This is a genomic window from Thermocatellispora tengchongensis, from assembly GCF_014202315.1.
GTDB classification, from domain to species: domain Bacteria; phylum Actinomycetota; class Actinomycetes; order Streptosporangiales; family Streptosporangiaceae; genus Thermocatellispora; species Thermocatellispora tengchongensis.
On sequence record NZ_JACHGN010000017.1, the window covers coordinates 190,738 to 206,879 of the forward strand.

Annotated in this window: 15 protein-coding genes and 1 pseudogene; 12 read left to right on the forward strand and 4 right to left on the reverse strand. The window is 73.5% G+C overall.

Features of this window, described 5'->3' with window-relative positions; genetic code table 11:
• Positions 1–6 precede the first annotated feature (6 nt).
• The 9 genes from HNP84_RS34715 to HNP84_RS53890 all read left to right on the forward strand — a co-directional run bounded on the left by HNP84_RS34715 (position 7) and on the right by HNP84_RS53890 (position 8,978).
• A complete protein-coding gene (locus HNP84_RS34715; protein WP_221337146.1) occupies positions 7–435 on the forward strand; it encodes a MaoC/PaaZ C-terminal domain-containing protein in 429 nt (142 codons plus the stop codon).
• A 23-nt stretch (positions 436–458) separates the two neighbouring features.
• Positions 459–1,025, forward strand: coding sequence for a DoxX family protein (locus HNP84_RS34720; protein ID WP_312926448.1), 567 nt, complete (start codon positions 459–461; stop codon positions 1,023–1,025).
• Positions 1,009–2,226, forward strand: a complete 1,218-nt coding sequence (locus HNP84_RS34725; protein WP_185054283.1) for an NAD(P)/FAD-dependent oxidoreductase — start codon at positions 1,009–1,011, stop codon at positions 2,224–2,226. Before HNP84_RS34720 ends, HNP84_RS34725 begins: the two co-directional genes overlap by 17 nt.
• A 96-nt stretch (positions 2,227–2,322) precedes the next feature.
• Positions 2,323–3,192 carry an LLM class F420-dependent oxidoreductase gene (locus HNP84_RS34730; RefSeq protein WP_185054284.1) on the forward strand — a complete coding sequence of 290 codons (870 nt, stop codon included), beginning with the start codon at positions 2,323–2,325 and terminating at the stop codon, positions 3,190–3,192.
• A 46-nt stretch (positions 3,193–3,238) separates the two neighbouring features.
• Positions 3,239–4,498, forward strand: coding sequence for an amidohydrolase family protein (locus HNP84_RS34735; protein WP_185054285.1), 1,260 nt, complete (start codon positions 3,239–3,241; stop codon positions 4,496–4,498).
• A gap of 150 nt (positions 4,499–4,648) precedes the next feature.
• Positions 4,649–5,866, forward strand: a complete 1,218-nt coding sequence (locus tag HNP84_RS34740) for a CaiB/BaiF CoA transferase family protein (RefSeq protein WP_185054286.1) — start codon at positions 4,649–4,651, stop codon at positions 5,864–5,866.
• Positions 5,867–5,909: 43 nt separating this feature from the next.
• Complete coding sequence (locus tag HNP84_RS34745) at positions 5,910–7,379, forward strand: aldehyde dehydrogenase family protein (protein ID WP_185054287.1); 1,470 nt, start codon at positions 5,910–5,912, stop codon at positions 7,377–7,379.
• Between the two features lie 2 nt (positions 7,380–7,381).
• Complete coding sequence (locus HNP84_RS34750; RefSeq protein WP_185054288.1) at positions 7,382–7,576, forward strand: ferredoxin; 195 nt, start codon at positions 7,382–7,384, stop codon at positions 7,574–7,576.
• A gap of 25 nt (positions 7,577–7,601) precedes the next feature.
• Positions 7,602–8,978, forward strand: coding sequence for a cytochrome P450 (locus HNP84_RS53890; protein ID WP_185054289.1), 1,377 nt, complete (start codon positions 7,602–7,604; stop codon positions 8,976–8,978).
• A 194-nt stretch (positions 8,979–9,172) separates the two neighbouring features.
• Here HNP84_RS53890 and HNP84_RS53895 read toward each other — a convergent pair.
• Positions 9,173–9,370 (reverse strand): annotated as a pseudogene (locus HNP84_RS53895) (oligopeptide/dipeptide ABC transporter ATP-binding protein); the annotation flags it as partial.
• 356 nt (positions 9,371–9,726) lie between these two features.
• Here HNP84_RS53895 and HNP84_RS34765 point away from each other — a divergent pair.
• Both HNP84_RS34765 and HNP84_RS34770 read left to right on the forward strand, forming a co-directional pair.
• The gene (locus HNP84_RS34765; protein ID WP_246519094.1) at positions 9,727–9,942 is read left to right on the forward strand and encodes an SDR family oxidoreductase; all 216 of its coding nucleotides are present in this window, start codon (positions 9,727–9,729) and stop codon (positions 9,940–9,942) included.
• A 57-nt stretch (positions 9,943–9,999) separates the two neighbouring features.
• Complete coding sequence (locus tag HNP84_RS34770; RefSeq protein ID WP_185054291.1) at positions 10,000–11,169, forward strand: thiolase family protein; 1,170 nt, start codon at positions 10,000–10,002, stop codon at positions 11,167–11,169.
• Positions 11,170–11,233: 64 nt separating this feature from the next.
• Here HNP84_RS34770 and HNP84_RS56375 read toward each other — a convergent pair whose 3' ends face one another.
• Genes HNP84_RS56375 through HNP84_RS34785 form a run of 3 tightly spaced genes read right to left on the reverse strand, consistent with a single transcriptional unit; the run spans position 11,234 to position 14,942 of the window.
• A complete protein-coding gene (locus HNP84_RS56375) occupies positions 11,234–12,484 on the reverse strand; it encodes a CoA transferase (RefSeq protein WP_221337148.1) in 1,251 nt (416 codons plus the stop codon).
• Positions 12,481–13,863, reverse strand: a complete 1,383-nt coding sequence (locus tag HNP84_RS34780; protein WP_185054292.1) for an amidohydrolase family protein — start codon at positions 13,861–13,863, stop codon at positions 12,481–12,483. Before HNP84_RS34780 ends, HNP84_RS56375 begins: the two co-directional genes overlap by 4 nt.
• Positions 13,860–14,942 (reverse strand): enoyl-CoA hydratase/isomerase family protein, encoded by a 1,083-nt coding sequence (locus HNP84_RS34785; protein ID WP_185054293.1) that lies wholly within the window; start codon positions 14,940–14,942, stop codon positions 13,860–13,862. Before HNP84_RS34785 ends, HNP84_RS34780 begins: the two co-directional genes overlap by 4 nt.
• Positions 14,943–15,367: 425 nt before the next feature.
• Between HNP84_RS34785 and HNP84_RS34790 the strand changes: the two genes are divergently transcribed.
• Complete coding sequence (locus HNP84_RS34790; protein WP_185054294.1) at positions 15,368–16,138, forward strand: carboxymuconolactone decarboxylase family protein; 771 nt, start codon at positions 15,368–15,370, stop codon at positions 16,136–16,138.
• The last annotated feature ends 4 nt before the right edge of the window (positions 16,139–16,142 follow it).

Sequence of the window (16,142 nt, forward strand, 5' to 3'; positions counted from 1 at the left end):
ATGACAGTGGCCGCGACACCGATCGCCGGCGTGCCGCGCGAGGGGGACGAGATCCCGCCGTTCGCGCGCCGGACGGGATTCGCGAACTGGAACCGGTACGCCGCGGTCAACGACGAGTTCGTGCCGATGCACATGGACGACGAGGCCGGCCGCGCGGCGGGCATGCCCGGCGCTTTCGGGATGGGGAACCTGCAACTGGCCTACCTGCACAACCTGCTGCGCCAGTGGGTGGGACCCGACGGCGCCATCGTGAGCGTGAGCTGCCGGTTCCGCGCGCCGAACACCAAGGACATGCGGGTCACCGCGCGCGGACGGGTCGTGAAGGTGTCCGAGGAGGACGGGCGGGTGCTCGTGGACCTCGACGTGTGGACCGAGGACGAGGGCGGACGCCGGCTCGCGCCGGGCACCGCCCGCGTCATGCTCGCGGACGCGTGATGCCGAGACGGGAGGAACGACCGGTGGGAACCCGACCCCGGGATCGCGGCAAGGACGTGGCGCGGCTGCTGCTGCGCGCCGCCATCGGCGGCACGATGATCGCGCACGGCGTCCGCCACGGCCGCACCATCGAGGGCACCGCGCGCTGGTTCGGCTCGATCGGCTTCGACCGGCCCCGGTTGCAGGCACAGGCCAGCGCGGCGGTGGAGACGGGCGCGGGCGCGGCGCTGCTCCTCGGCGCCGGCACCCCGCTCGCCGCGGCCGCGGTGGTCGGGACGATGGGGGTCGCCGCCCGCTCGGTGCACCAGCCGAACGGGTTCTTCGTCAACGCCGAGGGCTACGAGTACGTGCTCAACCTCGCCCTCGCGACCGTCGCGCTGGCCGCGCTCGGCCCCGGGCGCTGGAGCGTCGATCGCGTTCTGGGCGTGGACGGCAGGCTGACCGGCGCCCGCGCCGCCGCCGTCGCGGCGGGGCTCGGGCTCGCCGGCGCCGCCGCCCAGCTCGCCCTGTTCTGGCACCGGCCGCCCGCCGAAGTCACCGGAGCGACCGACGACGAGACGAAGGCGGGCGACGATGCCGGCGCCACGTGAGCACGTCGTCGTGGTGGGCGCGGGCCTGGGCGGTGTGCGCACCGCCGAGAACCTGCGCTCACGCGGGTACCTGGGCCGCATCACCCTGGTCGGCGCCGAGCCCCACCCACCCTACGACCGGCCGCCGCTGTCGAAGCAGATCCTGACCGGCGCCTGGGAGCCGGACCGGGCGGTGCTGCGCGACAAGCCGGGGCTCGACGAGATCGGCGTGTCCGCCCGCCTCGGCGCGGCGGCCGTCGCGCTGCACGGGACCACGGTCGAGCTGGAGGACGGCGCCCGGATCACGGGCGACGCCGTGGTGCTCGCGACCGGGGTCGCCGCGCGCAGGCTGCCCGGACAACCCGACGGCGTCGCCACATTGCGCGGCCTGGACGACGCCCTGGCGCTGCGTGACGCGCTCGCGGAGGCCCGGTCGCTGCTGGTCGTCGGCGCCGGGTTCATCGGCGCGGAGGCCGCGCACGCCGCCCGGCTCCGGGGCCTGGAGGTGATTGTGCTGGAGGCCGGGCGGGTGCCGTGCGAACGCGCGCTCGGGCCGCTGGTGGGCGAGCTCGCCGCACGGCTGTTCCGCGAGGCCGGAGCCGACCTGCGGTGCGGTGCCGGCATCGCGAGGTTCACCGACGCCCGTACCGTCGAGCTGGCGGACGGGACGACGGTGTCGGCGGACGTCGCGCTGGCCGGTGTCGGCGCGGCGCCCGCCCTCACCTGGCTGGACGGCAGCGGGCTGGACACAGCCGGCGGTGTCGCCTGCGACGCGGGCGGGCGCGCGTCGGGCGCGGACGACGTGTGGGCCCTGGGCGACATGGCGGCCTGGTGGGACCCGGTACGCCGCCGCCGCCATCGCGCCGAGCACTGGACCAGCGCGGTGGACCAGGCGGCGGCGGTCGCGTGCGCCATCACCGGCGCCGAGCCGCCTCCCCCGGCGGTGCCCTACGTCTGGTCCGACCAGTTCGGCCTGAAGATCCAGGTGGCCGGCCGCACCGACCTCGCCGACGAGGTCGTCCCGCTGCACGGCGACGGGCTCGACGGAGGCCCGGTGCGGGGCACGGTCGTGGGCTACTTCGCCGGCGGCGAGCTGGTCGCCGTCGCGGCCTTCGGCGCGGCCCGGTACCTGCCCCGCTACCGGTCGCTGGTCGCCGCCGGCGCGGGCCCGGCCGCCGTGTCGGCGGTCGCGGGCGAACTCCGGTCGGCGGCGACGCGCTGACGACCTCACCGGCAGGCCATTGCGCCGGGGCCGTCCCAATGGTGAGATGTATTTAAAACTATCGAAGCCTTATCGGCGGGCTGTTCGGAGCGCTGTATGAGACTCGCACTGCACATCAACGACTACGCGGCCCTCGGCGCGCCGCACGAGATGGCTCCGGCGCTGGCCTCCATCGCCAAGACGGCCGAGGACGCCGGGTTCGCCCGTCTCAGCCTGACCGACCACCTGTGGCAGATCAGCCTGATCGGCGAGGAGTACGAGCCGATGCTGGAGTCGTACACGGTGCTGGGCTACCTGGCGGGGCAGACGCGGTCGATCGAGCTGCAGACCCTGGTCACCGCCGCGACCTACCGTCCGCCGGGGCTGCTCGCCAAGATCGTCACCACGCTGGACGTGCTGTCCGGGGGCCGCGCCTGGCTCGGCATCGGCGCCGGCTGGAACGAGCAGGAGGCCAGCGGCCTCGGCCTGCCGTTCGGGCCGCCCGCCGAACGGTACGCGCGGCTGGAGGAGACCGTCCAGATCTGCCTGCAGATGTGGAGCGACAACGACGGGTCCTTCATCGGCGAGCACTACCGGCTCGCCGGCACCCTCAACTCGCCGCAGCCGCTGACCCGGCCCCGCCCGCGCATCCTCATCGGCGGGGGCGGCGAGCGCGTGACCCTGCGGCTGGCCGCCGAGTACGCCGACGCGTTCAACGTCTACGGCGGCCCGGACGCCGGGCAGAAGGTGACCCGGCTGCGCGAGCACTGCGAGGCGATCGGCCGCGACGCGGACGCCATCGAGAAGACCGCCGTCCTCCCGCTCGCCGTGGACGGCACCGGCGACGCGGGCCGGATCCTGGAGGACCTGCGGCGGCTGCACGAGCTGGGCTTCTCCACCGTCTACACCGCCGTCGCGGGCGTCGCCGCGCTCACGCCGCTGGAGACGCTCGGCGCGAAGGTCATCCCCGAGATCTCCGCATGGTGACCGGCAGGCGCGCCATCCCCACCGAACCGACGAGAAAGGAGCCGGGATGAACGTCGACGACATGATCCTGGTCAGCATCGACGACCACGTGATCGAGCCACGCGACATGTTCGACAGGCATGTGCCCGAGAAGTACCGGGACCAGGCGCCGAAGTCCATCATGGACGAGAACGGCTACGAGAAGTGGTGGTTCCAGGGCGTCCCCAGCGTCTCCACCGGCCTCAACGCCGTCGTCGGCTGGCCCAAGGAGGAGTGGGGGATGAACCCCACCACCTACGCCGAGATGCGGCCGGGCAGCTACGACATCCACGAGCGCGTCCGCGACATGAACCGCAACGGCATCCTCGCCTCGATGTGCTTCCCGTCCTTCGCCGGCTTCAGCGCGCGGTTCTTCCAGGAGGCGCAGGACAAGGACCTCGCGCTGATCATGCTCAAGGCGTACAACGACTGGCACATCGACGAGTGGGCCGCGGCCTATCCCGGCCGGTTCATCCCCATCGCGCTCGGCCCCGTCTGGCATCCGGAGGAGCTGGCCAAGGAGGTGCGGCGCGTCGCGGCGAAGGGCGTGCGCGCCATGACCATGCCCGAGCTGCCCCACCTCCAGGGGCTGCCCAGCTACCACGACCTGGACTACTGGGACCCGTTCTTCCGCGCGGCCTCCGAGACCCAGGTGGTGATGTGCCTGCACATCGGGCAGGGCTTCGCCGCCATCAAGGGCGCCCCCGACGCCCCGATCGACAATCTGATCATCCTGGCGACCCAGGTGTCCACGTTCGCGGCCCAGGACCTGCTGTGGGGCGGGGCGATGCTGAGGTACCCCGACCTGAAGATCGCCTGGTCGGAGGCGGGCATCGGGTGGATCCCGTTCTACCTCAACCGGTGCGACCGGCACTACACCAACCAGCGCTGGCTGGGCCACGACTTCGGCGGCAAGCTGCCCAGCGACATCTTCCGCGAGCACTCGCTGGCCTGCTACGTCACCGACCCCACGGCGCTCAAGGTCCGCCACGACATCGGCGTGGAGATCATCGCCTGGGAGTGCGACTACCCGCACTCCGACTCGATCTGGCCCGACGCGCCGGAGTTCGTGCTCGACGAGATGAACAACGCCGGCGTGCCCGACCACGAGATCAACATGATCACCTACGAGAACACCTGCCGTTTCTTCGGGTGGGACCCCTTCAAGCACATTCCCAAGCCGCAGGCGACGGTCGGCGCGCTGCGCGCCCTGTCGCCGGACGTCGACACCACCGTCCGCTCCAAGCACGAGTGGCGGGAGCGGTACGAGCTGGCGCACTCCTCCTGATCGCCGGGCATCGGCGCCCGGCCTTTCGGGTCGGCGCCGGTGCGCCGCGGCATCGCCCTCATCATCACGACATTTCGCGATATTTCACCATTTGCCGGTCTCCGACCGGCCACGTGTCAGGAACCGAGGTCCCACGCTGTGATCAAACCGATGGAAGGCATCCGGGTGCTCGAGGTCGCCCAGTTCACGTTCGTGCCGTCCGCCGGCGCCGTACTGGCGGACTGGGGTGCCGACGTCATCAAGGTCGAGCATGCGGAGAAGGGCGACGCGCAGCGCGGCCTGGTCAAGGCACTCGGCCACGACGTCGTCTCCAAGGGGTCGAGTTTCGCGCCCATCATGGACGGGCCCAACCGCGGCAAGCGCAGCATCGGGCTGTCCCTGGAGAAGCCGGAGGCCACGCGGGTCCTGCACGAGCTGATCCGCACCAGCGACGTCTTCCTGACCAACTTCCTGCCCAGGGCCCGTGCCAAGCTGGGCATCGACATCGACGACGTGCGCGCCGTCAACCCCGGCATCATCTACGCCGCCGGCACCGCCTTCGCCCACAGCGGCCCGGAGGCCGACAAGGGCGGGTACGACGGCACGGCCTTCTGGGCCCGCGGCGGCAGCGCCGACACCGCCACGCCGCCCGGCGCGGAGCACCTGGTCCAGCAGCCCGGCGGCGCGTACGGCGACAACATCGGCGGGATGACCATCGCCGGCGGGATCGCGGCGGCGCTGTTCGCGCGGGAACGTACCGGCCACGCCGCGACCGTGGACATCTCCCTGCTCGGCGTCGGCGCCTGGGCGAGCCAGCTCAACGTGAACCTCGCCCTGATGGCCGGCGCGCCCCTGCCGAAGTTCGACCCGCGCGACGGGAACGTGAGCAACCCGCTCACCGGCACGTACCGGACGGCCGACGGGCGCTGGCTGTCGCTGGTCATGCTCCAGCCCGGCCGTTACTGGCCGGAGTTCTGCGAGAGGGTCGGCCGGCCCGAGCTGGCCGCCGACGAACGCTTCGACTCGGCCGGGAAACTGATGGCCAACGCCCGCGAGGCGGCCGGCATCGTCGCGGAGATCGTCGCCGGGCGCACCAAGGACGAGTGGGTCGCCGCCTTCGACGGCATGGAGGGCCAGTGGGCGGTCGTGCAGAACACCTTCGAGGTGGGCCACGACCCGGCCCTGCGCCACATCGGCCAGATCGCCGAAGTGGTGGACGCCGACGGCGTGGTCCGCCGGCTCGTCGCCAACCCGGTCCAGTTCGACCGCGAGCCGCCGCGGCTCACGCGCGGCCCGCTGTTCGCCGAGCACACCGACGAGATCCTCGGCGAGCTGGGCATCACCGGCGACGAGCTGCTGAACCTCAAGATCGCCGGAGCGGTCACGTGAGCGTTCCGGCGTCCCCACACCCCCCACCGACTGGAGGTCCGCGATGACCGCTCTCGCCGAACGCATGCTGGTCAACGGCGAGCTCATCCCCGCCCGCGACGGCCGTACCTTCGACAACGTCAACCCGGCGACCGAAGAGGTCGTCGGCGAGGTGCCGCAGGCCGACGCCGCCGACCTCGAACGCGCCATCGGCGCGGCGCGGCGGGCCTTCGACGGCACCGGCTGGGCGACCGACACCGACCTGCGCCGCCGCTGCCTGGTGCAGTTGCGCGACGCGCTGCGCGCGAACGTCGAGACGCTGCGGCCCATGCTGGTGGCCGAGACCGGCTGCCCGGTCGCGCTGACCTCCGGCATCCAGCTCGACGCCCCGATCTCCTACATCGACCACTACATCGGCCTGCTGGAGAGCTACGCCTTCGAGCGGACGCTGCCCACCAAGGAGATCATGGGCATGCCGGCCGACCGGATCATCCGGCGCGAGGCGGCCGGGGTGGTCGCGGCCATCACCCCGTGGAACTACCCGTTCTACCTCAACATCTGCAAGGTGAGCGCGGCCCTGGCGGCCGGCTGCACCGTCGTGCTGAAGCCGGCGCCCGACACCCCGTGGAGCGCGCTCGCCCTGGGCGCGATCGCCGCGGAGCACACCGACATCCCGGCCGGCGTCCTCAACGTGGTCACCACCGGTGACAACGGCGTCGCCCAGTTGCTCGCCACGCACCCCGACGTGGACGCCGTCACGCTCACCGGCTCCACGCTCACCGGACGCAAGGTCATGGCCGCGGCCGCCGGCACGGTCAAGCGGGTCACCCTCGAACTGGGCGGCAAGTCCGCCGCGGTCCTGCTCGACGACGCCGACCTGCAGGCCATCGTCCCGGGGCTGGCCGGCGGGGTGTGCGTTCACGCCGGGCAGGGCTGCACCCAGCTCACCCGGGTGCTCGTGCCGCGCTCCCGCCTGGACGAGACACTGGCCCTCGCCGCGGCGGCCATGGAGCGGGTCCCGTGGGGCGATCCGACCGACCCCGGCAACCTCATGGGACCGGTCGTCAACGCCGCCCAGCGCGAGAAGGTGCTGCGCTACTACGAGTCCGCCGCCCGAGATGGCCGGATCGTGCTCGGCGGCAAGCCGACCGACCGGTTCGAGCGCGGCTACTTCGTCGAGCCCACCCTGATCACGGACGTCGATCCCAAGGCCGCCGTCGCCCAGGATGAGATCTTCGGGCCGGCGCTGGTGGTGCTGCCGTACGACGACGACGAGGACGCGCTCCGGATCGCCGACGGCACCATCTTCGGCCTGTCCACGGCGGTCTTCAGCGCCGACCTGGACCGGGCGATGGCCATGGCCCGCCGCTTCCGCAGCGGGACCGTCAGCGTGAACGGCGCCCCGTGGTTCGACGTCGAGTCGCCCTTCGGCGGCTACAAGCAAAGCGGCCTCGGCCGCGAATGGGGGACCGAGGGCCTGGAGGACTTCCTCGAAGTGAAGACCATCGCCTTCCCCGCAACCCTAGGAGGCTGATCATGAAGGTTCGCGTTGACGGCGGGCTCTGCCAGGGCCACACCCTGTGCGCGATGGCCGCGCCCGACATCTTCGCCCTGCGGGACGAGGACGGCCACGCGTACGCCGTGAACGAAGAGGTGCCGGCCGGGAAGGAGGACCTGGCGCGCGAGGCGGCCCGGTCCTGCCCGGAGCAGGCCGTCGTCCTGGCCCACTGACCGGCCCGGCCTGGAGAGGTTTGCGATGAGCATCGACGAAGCGCAAACGTCCGACGAGGAGCGCAAGAAGCACCGGATCAGCCTGGACCGGCACTCCCCGCGCTACCGCCTGGAGTTCGAGCGCCTGTCGGACGAGCTGCACGCGAAGTGCCCCGTCGCGTGGAACGAGACCCACGGGGGCTACTGGTTCGCCAGCGGCAACAAGGAGCTGTTCGACATCGCCCGCCGGGCCGACGTGCTGTCCAACGACAACGACGTCAACGGCACCAGGCGGGGCTACCGCGGGATCAGCATCCCCCACGTGTCCAATCCGGAGCGCCGGACCCGGGGCGGGTTCCTGGAGATGGACCCGCCCGAGCAGCGCCACTACCGCCAGGCGCTCAACCCCTACCTGTCGCCGGCCGCGGTCGAGCGGTGGAAGCCGGTGATCGAGGAGCTGACCCGGGCCTGCCTCGACGAGGTGATCGAGACGGGCCGGATCGACTTCGTGGACGACCTGGCCAACATTGTGCCCGCGGTGTTCACCCTGGCGATGCTCGGCATGCCGCTGAAGGACTGGGAGGTCTACTGCGAGCCCACCCACGCGTCGGTCTACACCCCGCCTGACTCACCGGACTATCCCCGGGTGCAGGAGCTGTCGATGCGCATGGGCATGCACATGATGCGGACCATCCACGACATCAGGGCAAATCCCCGCCCGGGGCTGATCAACGAGCTGCTCAACGCCGAGATCAACGGCTACCGGCCCGACGACACGGAGATCCTCGGCGTCGTCATGCTGCTCATCGGCGGCGGCTTCGACACCACCACCGCGCTGACCGCGCACTCCCTGGAGTGGCTGTCGGAGCACCCCGGCGAGCGGGAGCGGCTGAGCCGGGAGCGGGAGACCCTGCTCAACAGCGCCACCGAGGAGTTCCTGCGCTTCTTCACCCCGGCCCAGGGCGACGGGCGCACCATCTCCCAGGACTGCGAGATCAACGGCACCCGGTTCAAGGAGGGCGACCGGCTCTGGCTGTCCTGGGCGATGGCCAACCGCGACGAGAAGGTCTTCGAGGACCCGCACCACATCCACCTGGACCGGACCGGCAACCGGCACAGCAGCTTCGGGCTGGGCATCCACCGGTGCATCGGCTCGAACGTGGCGCGGGCCACCTTCAAGATCATGCTCACCGCGGTGCTGGACCGGATGCCCGACTACGTCTGCGACAAGGAGGGCGCCGTCCACTACGACACGACCGGCGTCATCAACGGCATGAAGAAGCTGCCGGCCACCTTCACCCCCGGCAGGCGGCTGGGCGCCGGCCTGGAGGAGACGATCGAGAAGCTGCAGCGCGTCTGCGACGAGCAGCGGCTCGCCGAGCCGGTCACCGTCCGCAAGGCACGGGCGAGGCTCGACGGCTGACCACGCCCGAACAGCGCGTCGGGGCCGGCCGCCTTCGGGCGGCCGGCCCCGTCACATGACGCCACTAGGCGCTCGGGGACGTCTCGTTCTCCTCCCGCCCCTCCCCGGCAAGGGGGAAGTGGCAGGCGGCGAACCCGCCCCGGGCTCGTCTCGGTGAGCACGGGCTCCTCCTCGGCGCAACGGGCCTGGGCTCGGGGGCACCTCCCGCGGAAGCGGCACCCGCTGGGCGGCGCCAGCGGCGACGGGACGTCCCCGGCCGGCGCCGGGCCGCGGAAGGGACGGGCGGGGTCGGGCGCGGGCACCGAGTCGAGCAGCGCCCTGGTGTAGGGGTGCGCGGGCCTGGCGTAGACCACGTCCGGGTCGCCGAACTCGCACACCTTGCCCAGGTACATGATCAGAACGCGGTCGCTGATCGCCTTCACCACGCCGAGGTCGTGGGCGATGAAGACGACGGTGAGGTCGAACCGGGCCTTGAGGTCTTCGATCAGGTTGAGGATCTGCGCCTGCACCGAGACGTCCAGGCCGGCGACGGGCTCGTCGCAGACCAGCAGCCGGGGCCGCAGGGCCAGCGCGCGCGATGGCCACCCGTTGGGCCTGGCCGCCGGAGAGCTGCCCGGGCAGCATGTCGGCGTACCGCTGTGGGGGCAGCGCGACCTGGCGCAGCACCCGCTCGGCGACCTCGGCGCGTTCCCGGCGCGGCATGCCGCCGACCGCCGGCCCCTCGGCGACCAGGTCAGCCTATTTCGAAATGTTTACGTGCAACTCCCTGTCGCTCGGCACGGTCCTGCCGGTCGGCGCCGGCATCTCCGGCGGCAGGCTCGCCCGCCAGGCCCGTCGCTATGCGACGGGCCGGCTCGGCACGCCGGCGGACGTCGCCGCCGCGGCGGTGTGGCCGGCCTCGGACGAGGCCGGTTGGGTGACGGGCCAGACGATCCCGGTCAACGGGGGATACCAGACGAGCTGACGCGGGCTGTGTTTCTATATATAGACAGTTTTAGATTCGTCGTAGAGAGGTGGCCCGGTGCCAGAAGCGGTGATTGTCAGCGCGGTCCGAACGCCGGTCGGTACCGCCCGAAAGGGGACCCTGAGCGAGACGCCGGCCGAGAAACTGGCGACGCACATCCTCCTGGAGGCGGTACGCCGCTCAGGGCTCGCCCCCGACCGGTTCGACGACGTCATCTTCGGCGAGTCGATGTACGGCGGGGGAGACCTCGCCCGCCATGCCGCCGTCGCGGCCGGCATGACCCACGTCCCCGGCCAGGCGGTCAACCGGCACTGCGCCAGCAGCCTCACCGCGGTGGCGACGGCGGCGGCGGGCGTACGGGCCGGGATGGACCGCGCGATCGTCGCCGGCGGCGTCCAGTCGTCCTCTCTCGCGCCCGTCCTGTCGTGGAGGCGGCCGGGTGGTGAGGAGACCGAGCAGCGCATCGCGCCCACCTTCCCCTACACCGAGGACGCCACGGACGACACCACGCTCACCGTCGGGTGGAACGTCGCCCAGGAGTACGGCATCAGCCGCGAGCGCATGGACGCCTGGGCCGTCCGCTCCCATCAGCGCGCGGTGGCGGCGACGGCGAGCGGCGTCTTCGCCGACGAGATCGCCCCCATCACGGTGACGACGAAGGACGGCGCGGTGGTGGAGTTCGCGGCCGACGAGCATCCCCGGCCCACCACCTCCCTGGAGAAGGTCGCCGCGCTCCGGCCCCTGCACCCCGAGATCGACGGCTTCTCCATCACCGCCGGCAACGCCAGCGGCGCCAACGACGCCGCCGCGGCGCTCGCCGTGGTCGCGGACGACCTGGCCCGCGAGGAGGGACTGACCGCCCTGGCGACGGTGCGGGCGTGGGCCTCCGTCGGGGTCCAGCCCAGGCTGACCGGCCTCGGCGCGATCGACGCCGCCGAGAAGGTGCTCCACCGCGCCGGCCTGAAGGCCGCCGACGTCCACCTGTGGGAGATCAACGAGGCGTTCGCGTCGGTGCCCGTCGCGGCATGCCAGGCCCTTGGGCTGGACGAGGACCGCGTCAACGTCTACGGCAGCGGCTGCAGCCTCGGCCACCCGATCGCCGCGACCGGGGCCAGAATGCTCACCACTCTCACCCACGAGCTACGCCGCCGCGGCGGCGGCATCGGCGTCGCCACCATGTGCGCGGGCGGCGGCCAGGGAGGCGCGGTCGTCATCGAGGTCTCCTGAGATACGCCTGCTCAGGGCACTCGGCCCCGGCCTGACCCGGGCTTCGGACCGCCCGGTTCCCGGGTCAGGGCGGGCTGATGCCCAGTTCGCGTAGCACCTCGCCGGTGTGCCGGCCGGGCGCAGGCGCAGGCGCGCCGGCGGGTGGGGTTCTGCGTCGTGGCGGGAGTACCGGCACGGGCCCTTCGCCGGTGTCGAGGATCCAGCCGCCGTTCCGGTCGGGCCGGGCGGCGGGGGCGGGGTGTGCGGTGGGGGTGAGGGTGGCGGCGACGACGTCGTGCATGGCGACCTCCACGAGCCGCCCGCCGCCGGTGGCGATGGCGTGCAGGGCGCGAACGGCGGCGGTCAGGCCGGTGAGGGGGTCGGCGATCGCATCGCCGGTGAAGACGGGGCGGCCGGTGGCGGGGTCGTGGGCGACGAGACCGGCGGAGGCGGCGATGTCGTCGCCGAACCCGACGCGGCAGGAGCGGCGGCCGTGGGCGGTGATGGACACCCAGGTGGCGTCGGCGGCGGTGATGGCGCCGGCGTCCAGGCCGAATCCGGCCAGCGCGCGGGGGCGGGACGCCTCGATCACGACGTCGGCGCGTGCGGCCAGCGCGGCCAGGGCCTCGCGCTGGGCCGCTTCGGCGGGGTCGAGCACGACCGAGCGGTGTCCGGCGTGGAGGAGGTGGTAGAACTCGGGGTTCCCGGCGCGTGCGCCGTCGAGGCGGGAGGGGGTCTCGACCTTCACGACGCGGGCTCCGGCCAGGCCGAGGATGTGCGCGCACAGCGGGCCTGCCCACAGTGCGCTGAAGTCCACCACGAGCATGCCGGTCACGTCCACCGGCCCCCGTTCCGGCAGATGCTCCGGTTCCGGCTGGGTGGGATCGTCGTGGGGTGGTGGGAGCGGGGCGGCGGCCAGGCCCAGCAGCTCGGCGCGTTCGGCGAGCTCGGCGCCGGTGTGGTGGCGCAGCCAGCGCGCGAGCGGGGGCCACGGGTCGCCCTCGTCGATGGCGGTGCCGATGAGCGCGCCGTAGAGGGCCGGGTCGTCGGGGCGGGCGCAGGAGAGCGCGGCCCAGCCGTCGGCGGTGGGCAGCAGGCGGCAGGCGCCGCCGACGGAGGTGGCGCCCTGGCGGGTGCGTCCGGTGAGGGCCGCGCGTTCGGCGAGCACGGCGGCTCCGTCGAGGTGCACGGCGCCCGCGGTGAGATCGCGCAGGTGCCGGCCGAGGGCGCGGGCGAGGGTGGCGGCGTGGCCGGGCGGCAGGAGCGGGGGGCCGTCGGGCCGGCCGGTGAGGGCCATCACCCCGGATTCGGCCCAGTCGCGGGCGACGGGAGTCACGGGGCGGCCTCGTAGGCGATCCGCCCCTCGATCACGGTGAGCGCGACCAGCGAGGAGTCCGGCTCGCGCAGTGCCCGCGCGAGCGGGACGCGCAGGAGGACCAGGTCGGCGGGCGCGCCCACGGCCAGGCGGGCGGGCGGGCCGCCGGGGTCGAGCGGATGGGACAGGGCGCCGTCCAGGACGGTGCGGGCCGGCACGCGTTCGGCGGGGCCGAGGACGAGGCCGGAGGGGGTGGCGCGGTCGCGGGCGGCGGCCATGGCGGCCCAGGGGTCGAGGCCGCCGTAGGGGGCGTCGCTGCTGGGCGCGACGCGTACGCCGGCCCTGAGGAACCCGGCGTAGCGCCACAGGTCCGGCAGGTCCTCAGGGTCCACCCTGGCGAGGTAGTCGTCGCCGCGGGCGGCGGGCAGGGAGGGCTGGGTGATCACGCGCAGGTCGTGGCGGGCCAGGAACTCCAGCGCGTCGGGGGAGGCGACGGCGCAGTGTTCCAGGCGGTCGCCGGGCACGGTGCCGGTCTCGGTCAGCGCGGCGATGATCAGGGCCAGTGCCTCCCGGGTGACGCAGTGCAGGGCGACGGCCCGCCGCGCCGCCCGCGCGGCCCGGATCGCGGCGGCGAGGTCGTCCGGCGAGGGCAGGGTGTGGTCGGGGACCACGATCTTGCGCGGCCCCAGGGCGGCGCGGCGGGCCTGGGGCGGGGGCGCGGCGGCGCCGAGGAAGGTGACGCGCTGGGGGAGGTCGCCTCGGGCCATGGCGGCCGTGATGTGGGCGACCCCCTGCTCGTCCAGGTCCGGGGTGGCGTCGGTGACCGAGGTGATGCCGTACGCGGCCAGTACCGCGCCGAGCCGCGACAGGTCCGGTGGAGGCAGGGGGAGGCGTTCGCGCAGCACGGCGTCGGCCCGCCACAGGCGCCCGGTGGGGCGGCCCCCACCGTCGAGTTCCACCCCGGGCGGAAGCGGCCCGGCGTCCAGGCCGAGGCGGCGCAGGGCGGCGGAGTTGAGCACCCACAGTGAGCCGCCACGGTGCTGGACGCGGACCGGGCGCGCCGGTTCCAGCGCGTCGAGGACGTCGCGGTCCAGGTCGCCGTGGCGGATCTCGTCGTAGCCGAGCACGCGCACCCACCCGTGGGGAGCGGGGGCGGCGCGTACGGCGGTGGCGAGGTCGGCGCCGGGGGTGAGCCGGACGGAGTCCATGGCGGCGGCCGTGGCCAGCAGGTGGATGTGGTGGTCGGTGAGGCCGGGCAGCAGCGCGCCGCCGCGTGCGTCGATGACACGCTCGCCCCGCCGCGGCGCCAGTTCGGGGGCGAGGGCGTGGACGCGGCCGTCGTGGACGCGGCAGTCGGCGGGACCGGCGCCGGTCTCGGCGCCGCGCAGCAGCAGGCTCACCGGCGCATCGTCTCGATCGCGTCGATGAGGCCCCACTCCAGCGCGGTCGCAGCGTCCAGACGGGCGCCGGTGACGGCCATCCAGGCGGTGCGCCAGCGGCCCGCGCGGGCGGGGACGCTGACGGTGCCGCCGGCTCCGGGGATCAGGCCCATGGCGATCTCGGGCAGGGCCAGGACGGCGTCGGGGGTCGCGGTGACGTGACGGGCGAACAGCGGCATCTCCACGCCGGCGCCGTAGCAGGCCCCGTGGAGCCGCGCGTGCACCCGCTCGCGCAGCAGGTGGATCAGGTGGCCCGCATGGCGTTCGAGGCGGACGAGGTAGGCGGCGACGTGGTCGCGGGCGGAGCCGAACTCGTCCAGGTCGCCGCCGCTGCAGAAGCCGGGGCCCGCGCCGGTCAGTTCCACGCGTTCGACGGTGTCGTCGAGCAGGGCGACCTCCAGGGCCTCGATCAGGGCCTCGCGCATGAGGGCGTCCATGGCGTTGCGGCGGTGCGGACGGGCCAGGGTGATGGCGAGGGTCGCGTCGCGGCGGTCCAGGCGGACGCGTCCGGCGGCGGGATCGGCCGGACGCGCCGGGCCGCGCGCCTCCAGCCACCGGCGGAACTCGGCGCCGCCGAGCAGCATGGAGTACGCGGCGGCCTCGGCGGCCAGCCCGGAGCGCACGTCCAGCAGCGGGGTCTGGCGCAGGACCCGGTTGAGCGTCAGGCACGCCTGCGGGGCATGCGCGGCGGCGGCCAGCACGCGGTCGCGGGCCGCGTCAAGGTCGCCCGCGACCACGCACTCGGCCGGCAGCGGGGCGTGCCCGGCGACAAGGGTGAAGGTGAGGGCCTGGGTCAGCGGGCGGAGGCGGGGCGGCGGGGCGGTGCGGGCCAGGCCGACGGTGAGGGGCAGCGCGTCGGCGGCGGCACGGGCGGCGGCCCTGACGGCGGGCTCGGGCAGGGAGGCGGCGGAGTCCAGGTCGATGAGCAGCACCGGGTGGTGCGGGCGGCCGGAGGAGTCGAGGCCGAGGGGGTGGCCGGCCGCCAGGTCGGTGGCGGGGAGCGGCCGGGCGACGTGCGTGCCCGGACCCGTGATCGTCATGTTGTCGCCTTGTTCCGCGGTGGTGGTGCCTTCCTACGTTAGCGCCGGCCTCCCGGCGTCGGGAGACGGCGCGACCGGGAGACCGCCGACCGGCCCGCGGGCCCGTACAGGCGCAGGAGCGGGCCCGCCGGGCGGGAGCGCCATCGCGCCCGCCCACTGCCACACGGGCGTTCCAGTCGCCAGACCGGAGTGCGGTCCACACCGGTGACGGCGCCTCCGGCACCCGCACGGCCGCCCTGATCCACCCGGCGTGATCGCCGATCGCACCCGGCGGGTCAACCGGCCGCCAGACCCCCGCTGCGCCCAGGAGATCCGCGAAAAGCCAGGGCGGCATATTGCACCCACCCCCATGCTTCGTTAATTTCAAAACTATCAATGCATCGCGTTTCGCTCCCTCCTCCCGACGCCGACGCAAGGGGATACCCATGGCCGTGGCCACCTCCGATCAGATCTTTCGCGAGGTCATGACCTTCGATCCGCCCGAGGCGACCACGCCGTTCGAGGTCGCGCACCGTGACTTCGTCTACGGGCGGATCTGGTCCCGCCCGGAGCTGGGCCGCCGCGAGCGCCGTCTTGTCACGCTGACCTGCGTGGCGGCGGCGGACGCGCCCCAGCCCATCATCGACCACGTCTACGCGGCTCTCAGCAGCGGCGACCTCTCGCTGGAGGAGATGCTTGAGGCCGTCCTGCACTTCGCCGTCTACTGCGGCTGGCCGAAGGCGTCCCACCTCGAAGGCGTGATCCGCATGCAGCACGCCCGTGTCCAGCAGGAACGCGGTCACACCCCGGCGCCCTGGCCGGCGCGTGACGACGACACCCTCGGGATCAACGACTGGCGGGCCGGGATAGCCCGGGGTGCCGAGGTGTTCACCGAGGTCAACCTCGTTCCGGCGCCCGTGCCCGACACGCCGTACACCCACGCGGGAATTCTCGGCTACGTCTTCGGCCACCTGTGGCAGCGGCCGGGCCTGAGCCGCCGCGACCGCCGCTTCGTCACCGTCGCCTGCGTCGCCGTCTGTGACGCGCCCATACCGCTGAACAGTCACGTCACCTCCGCCCTGCACTCCGGTGACATCTCCAAGCAGGAGATGGACGAGCTCGTCCTGCACCTGTCGGCGTACTCCGGATTCGCCAAGGGCGAGGCGCTGCGCGGCGCCGTCGAGGATGCCTGGGCCAGGGCGGGCTCGGACCGGTGAGCGC

What these genes read in the sequence shown, in the direction of transcription:
- HNP84_RS34740 (WP_185054286.1), top strand. Translation starts at nt 4,649, where the DNA reads ATGGAAGGCATCCGGGTGCTCGAGGTCGCCCAGTTCACGTTCGTGCCG.
- HNP84_RS34750 (WP_185054288.1), top strand. Translation starts at nt 7,382, where the DNA reads ATGAAGGTTCGCGTTGACGGCGGGCTCTGCCAGGGCCACACCCTGTGC.
- HNP84_RS34790 (WP_185054294.1), top strand. Translation starts at nt 15,368, where the DNA reads ATGGCCGTGGCCACCTCCGATCAGATCTTTCGCGAGGTCATGACCTTC.
- HNP84_RS53890 (WP_185054289.1), top strand. Translation starts at nt 7,602, where the DNA reads ATGAGCATCGACGAAGCGCAAACGTCCGACGAGGAGCGCAAGAAGCAC.
- HNP84_RS34735 (WP_185054285.1), top strand. Translation starts at nt 3,239, where the DNA reads ATGAACGTCGACGACATGATCCTGGTCAGCATCGACGACCACGTGATC.
- HNP84_RS34725 (WP_185054283.1), top strand. Translation starts at nt 1,009, where the DNA reads ATGCCGGCGCCACGTGAGCACGTCGTCGTGGTGGGCGCGGGCCTGGGC.
- HNP84_RS34745 (WP_185054287.1), top strand. Translation starts at nt 5,910, where the DNA reads ATGACCGCTCTCGCCGAACGCATGCTGGTCAACGGCGAGCTCATCCCC.
- HNP84_RS34730 (WP_185054284.1), top strand. Translation starts at nt 2,323, where the DNA reads ATGAGACTCGCACTGCACATCAACGACTACGCGGCCCTCGGCGCGCCG.
- HNP84_RS34765 (WP_246519094.1), top strand. Translation starts at nt 9,727, where the DNA reads ATGTTTACGTGCAACTCCCTGTCGCTCGGCACGGTCCTGCCGGTCGGC.
- HNP84_RS34785 (WP_185054293.1), bottom strand. Translation starts at nt 14,942, where the DNA reads ATGACGATCACGGGTCCGGGCACGCACGTCGCCCGGCCGCTCCCCGCC.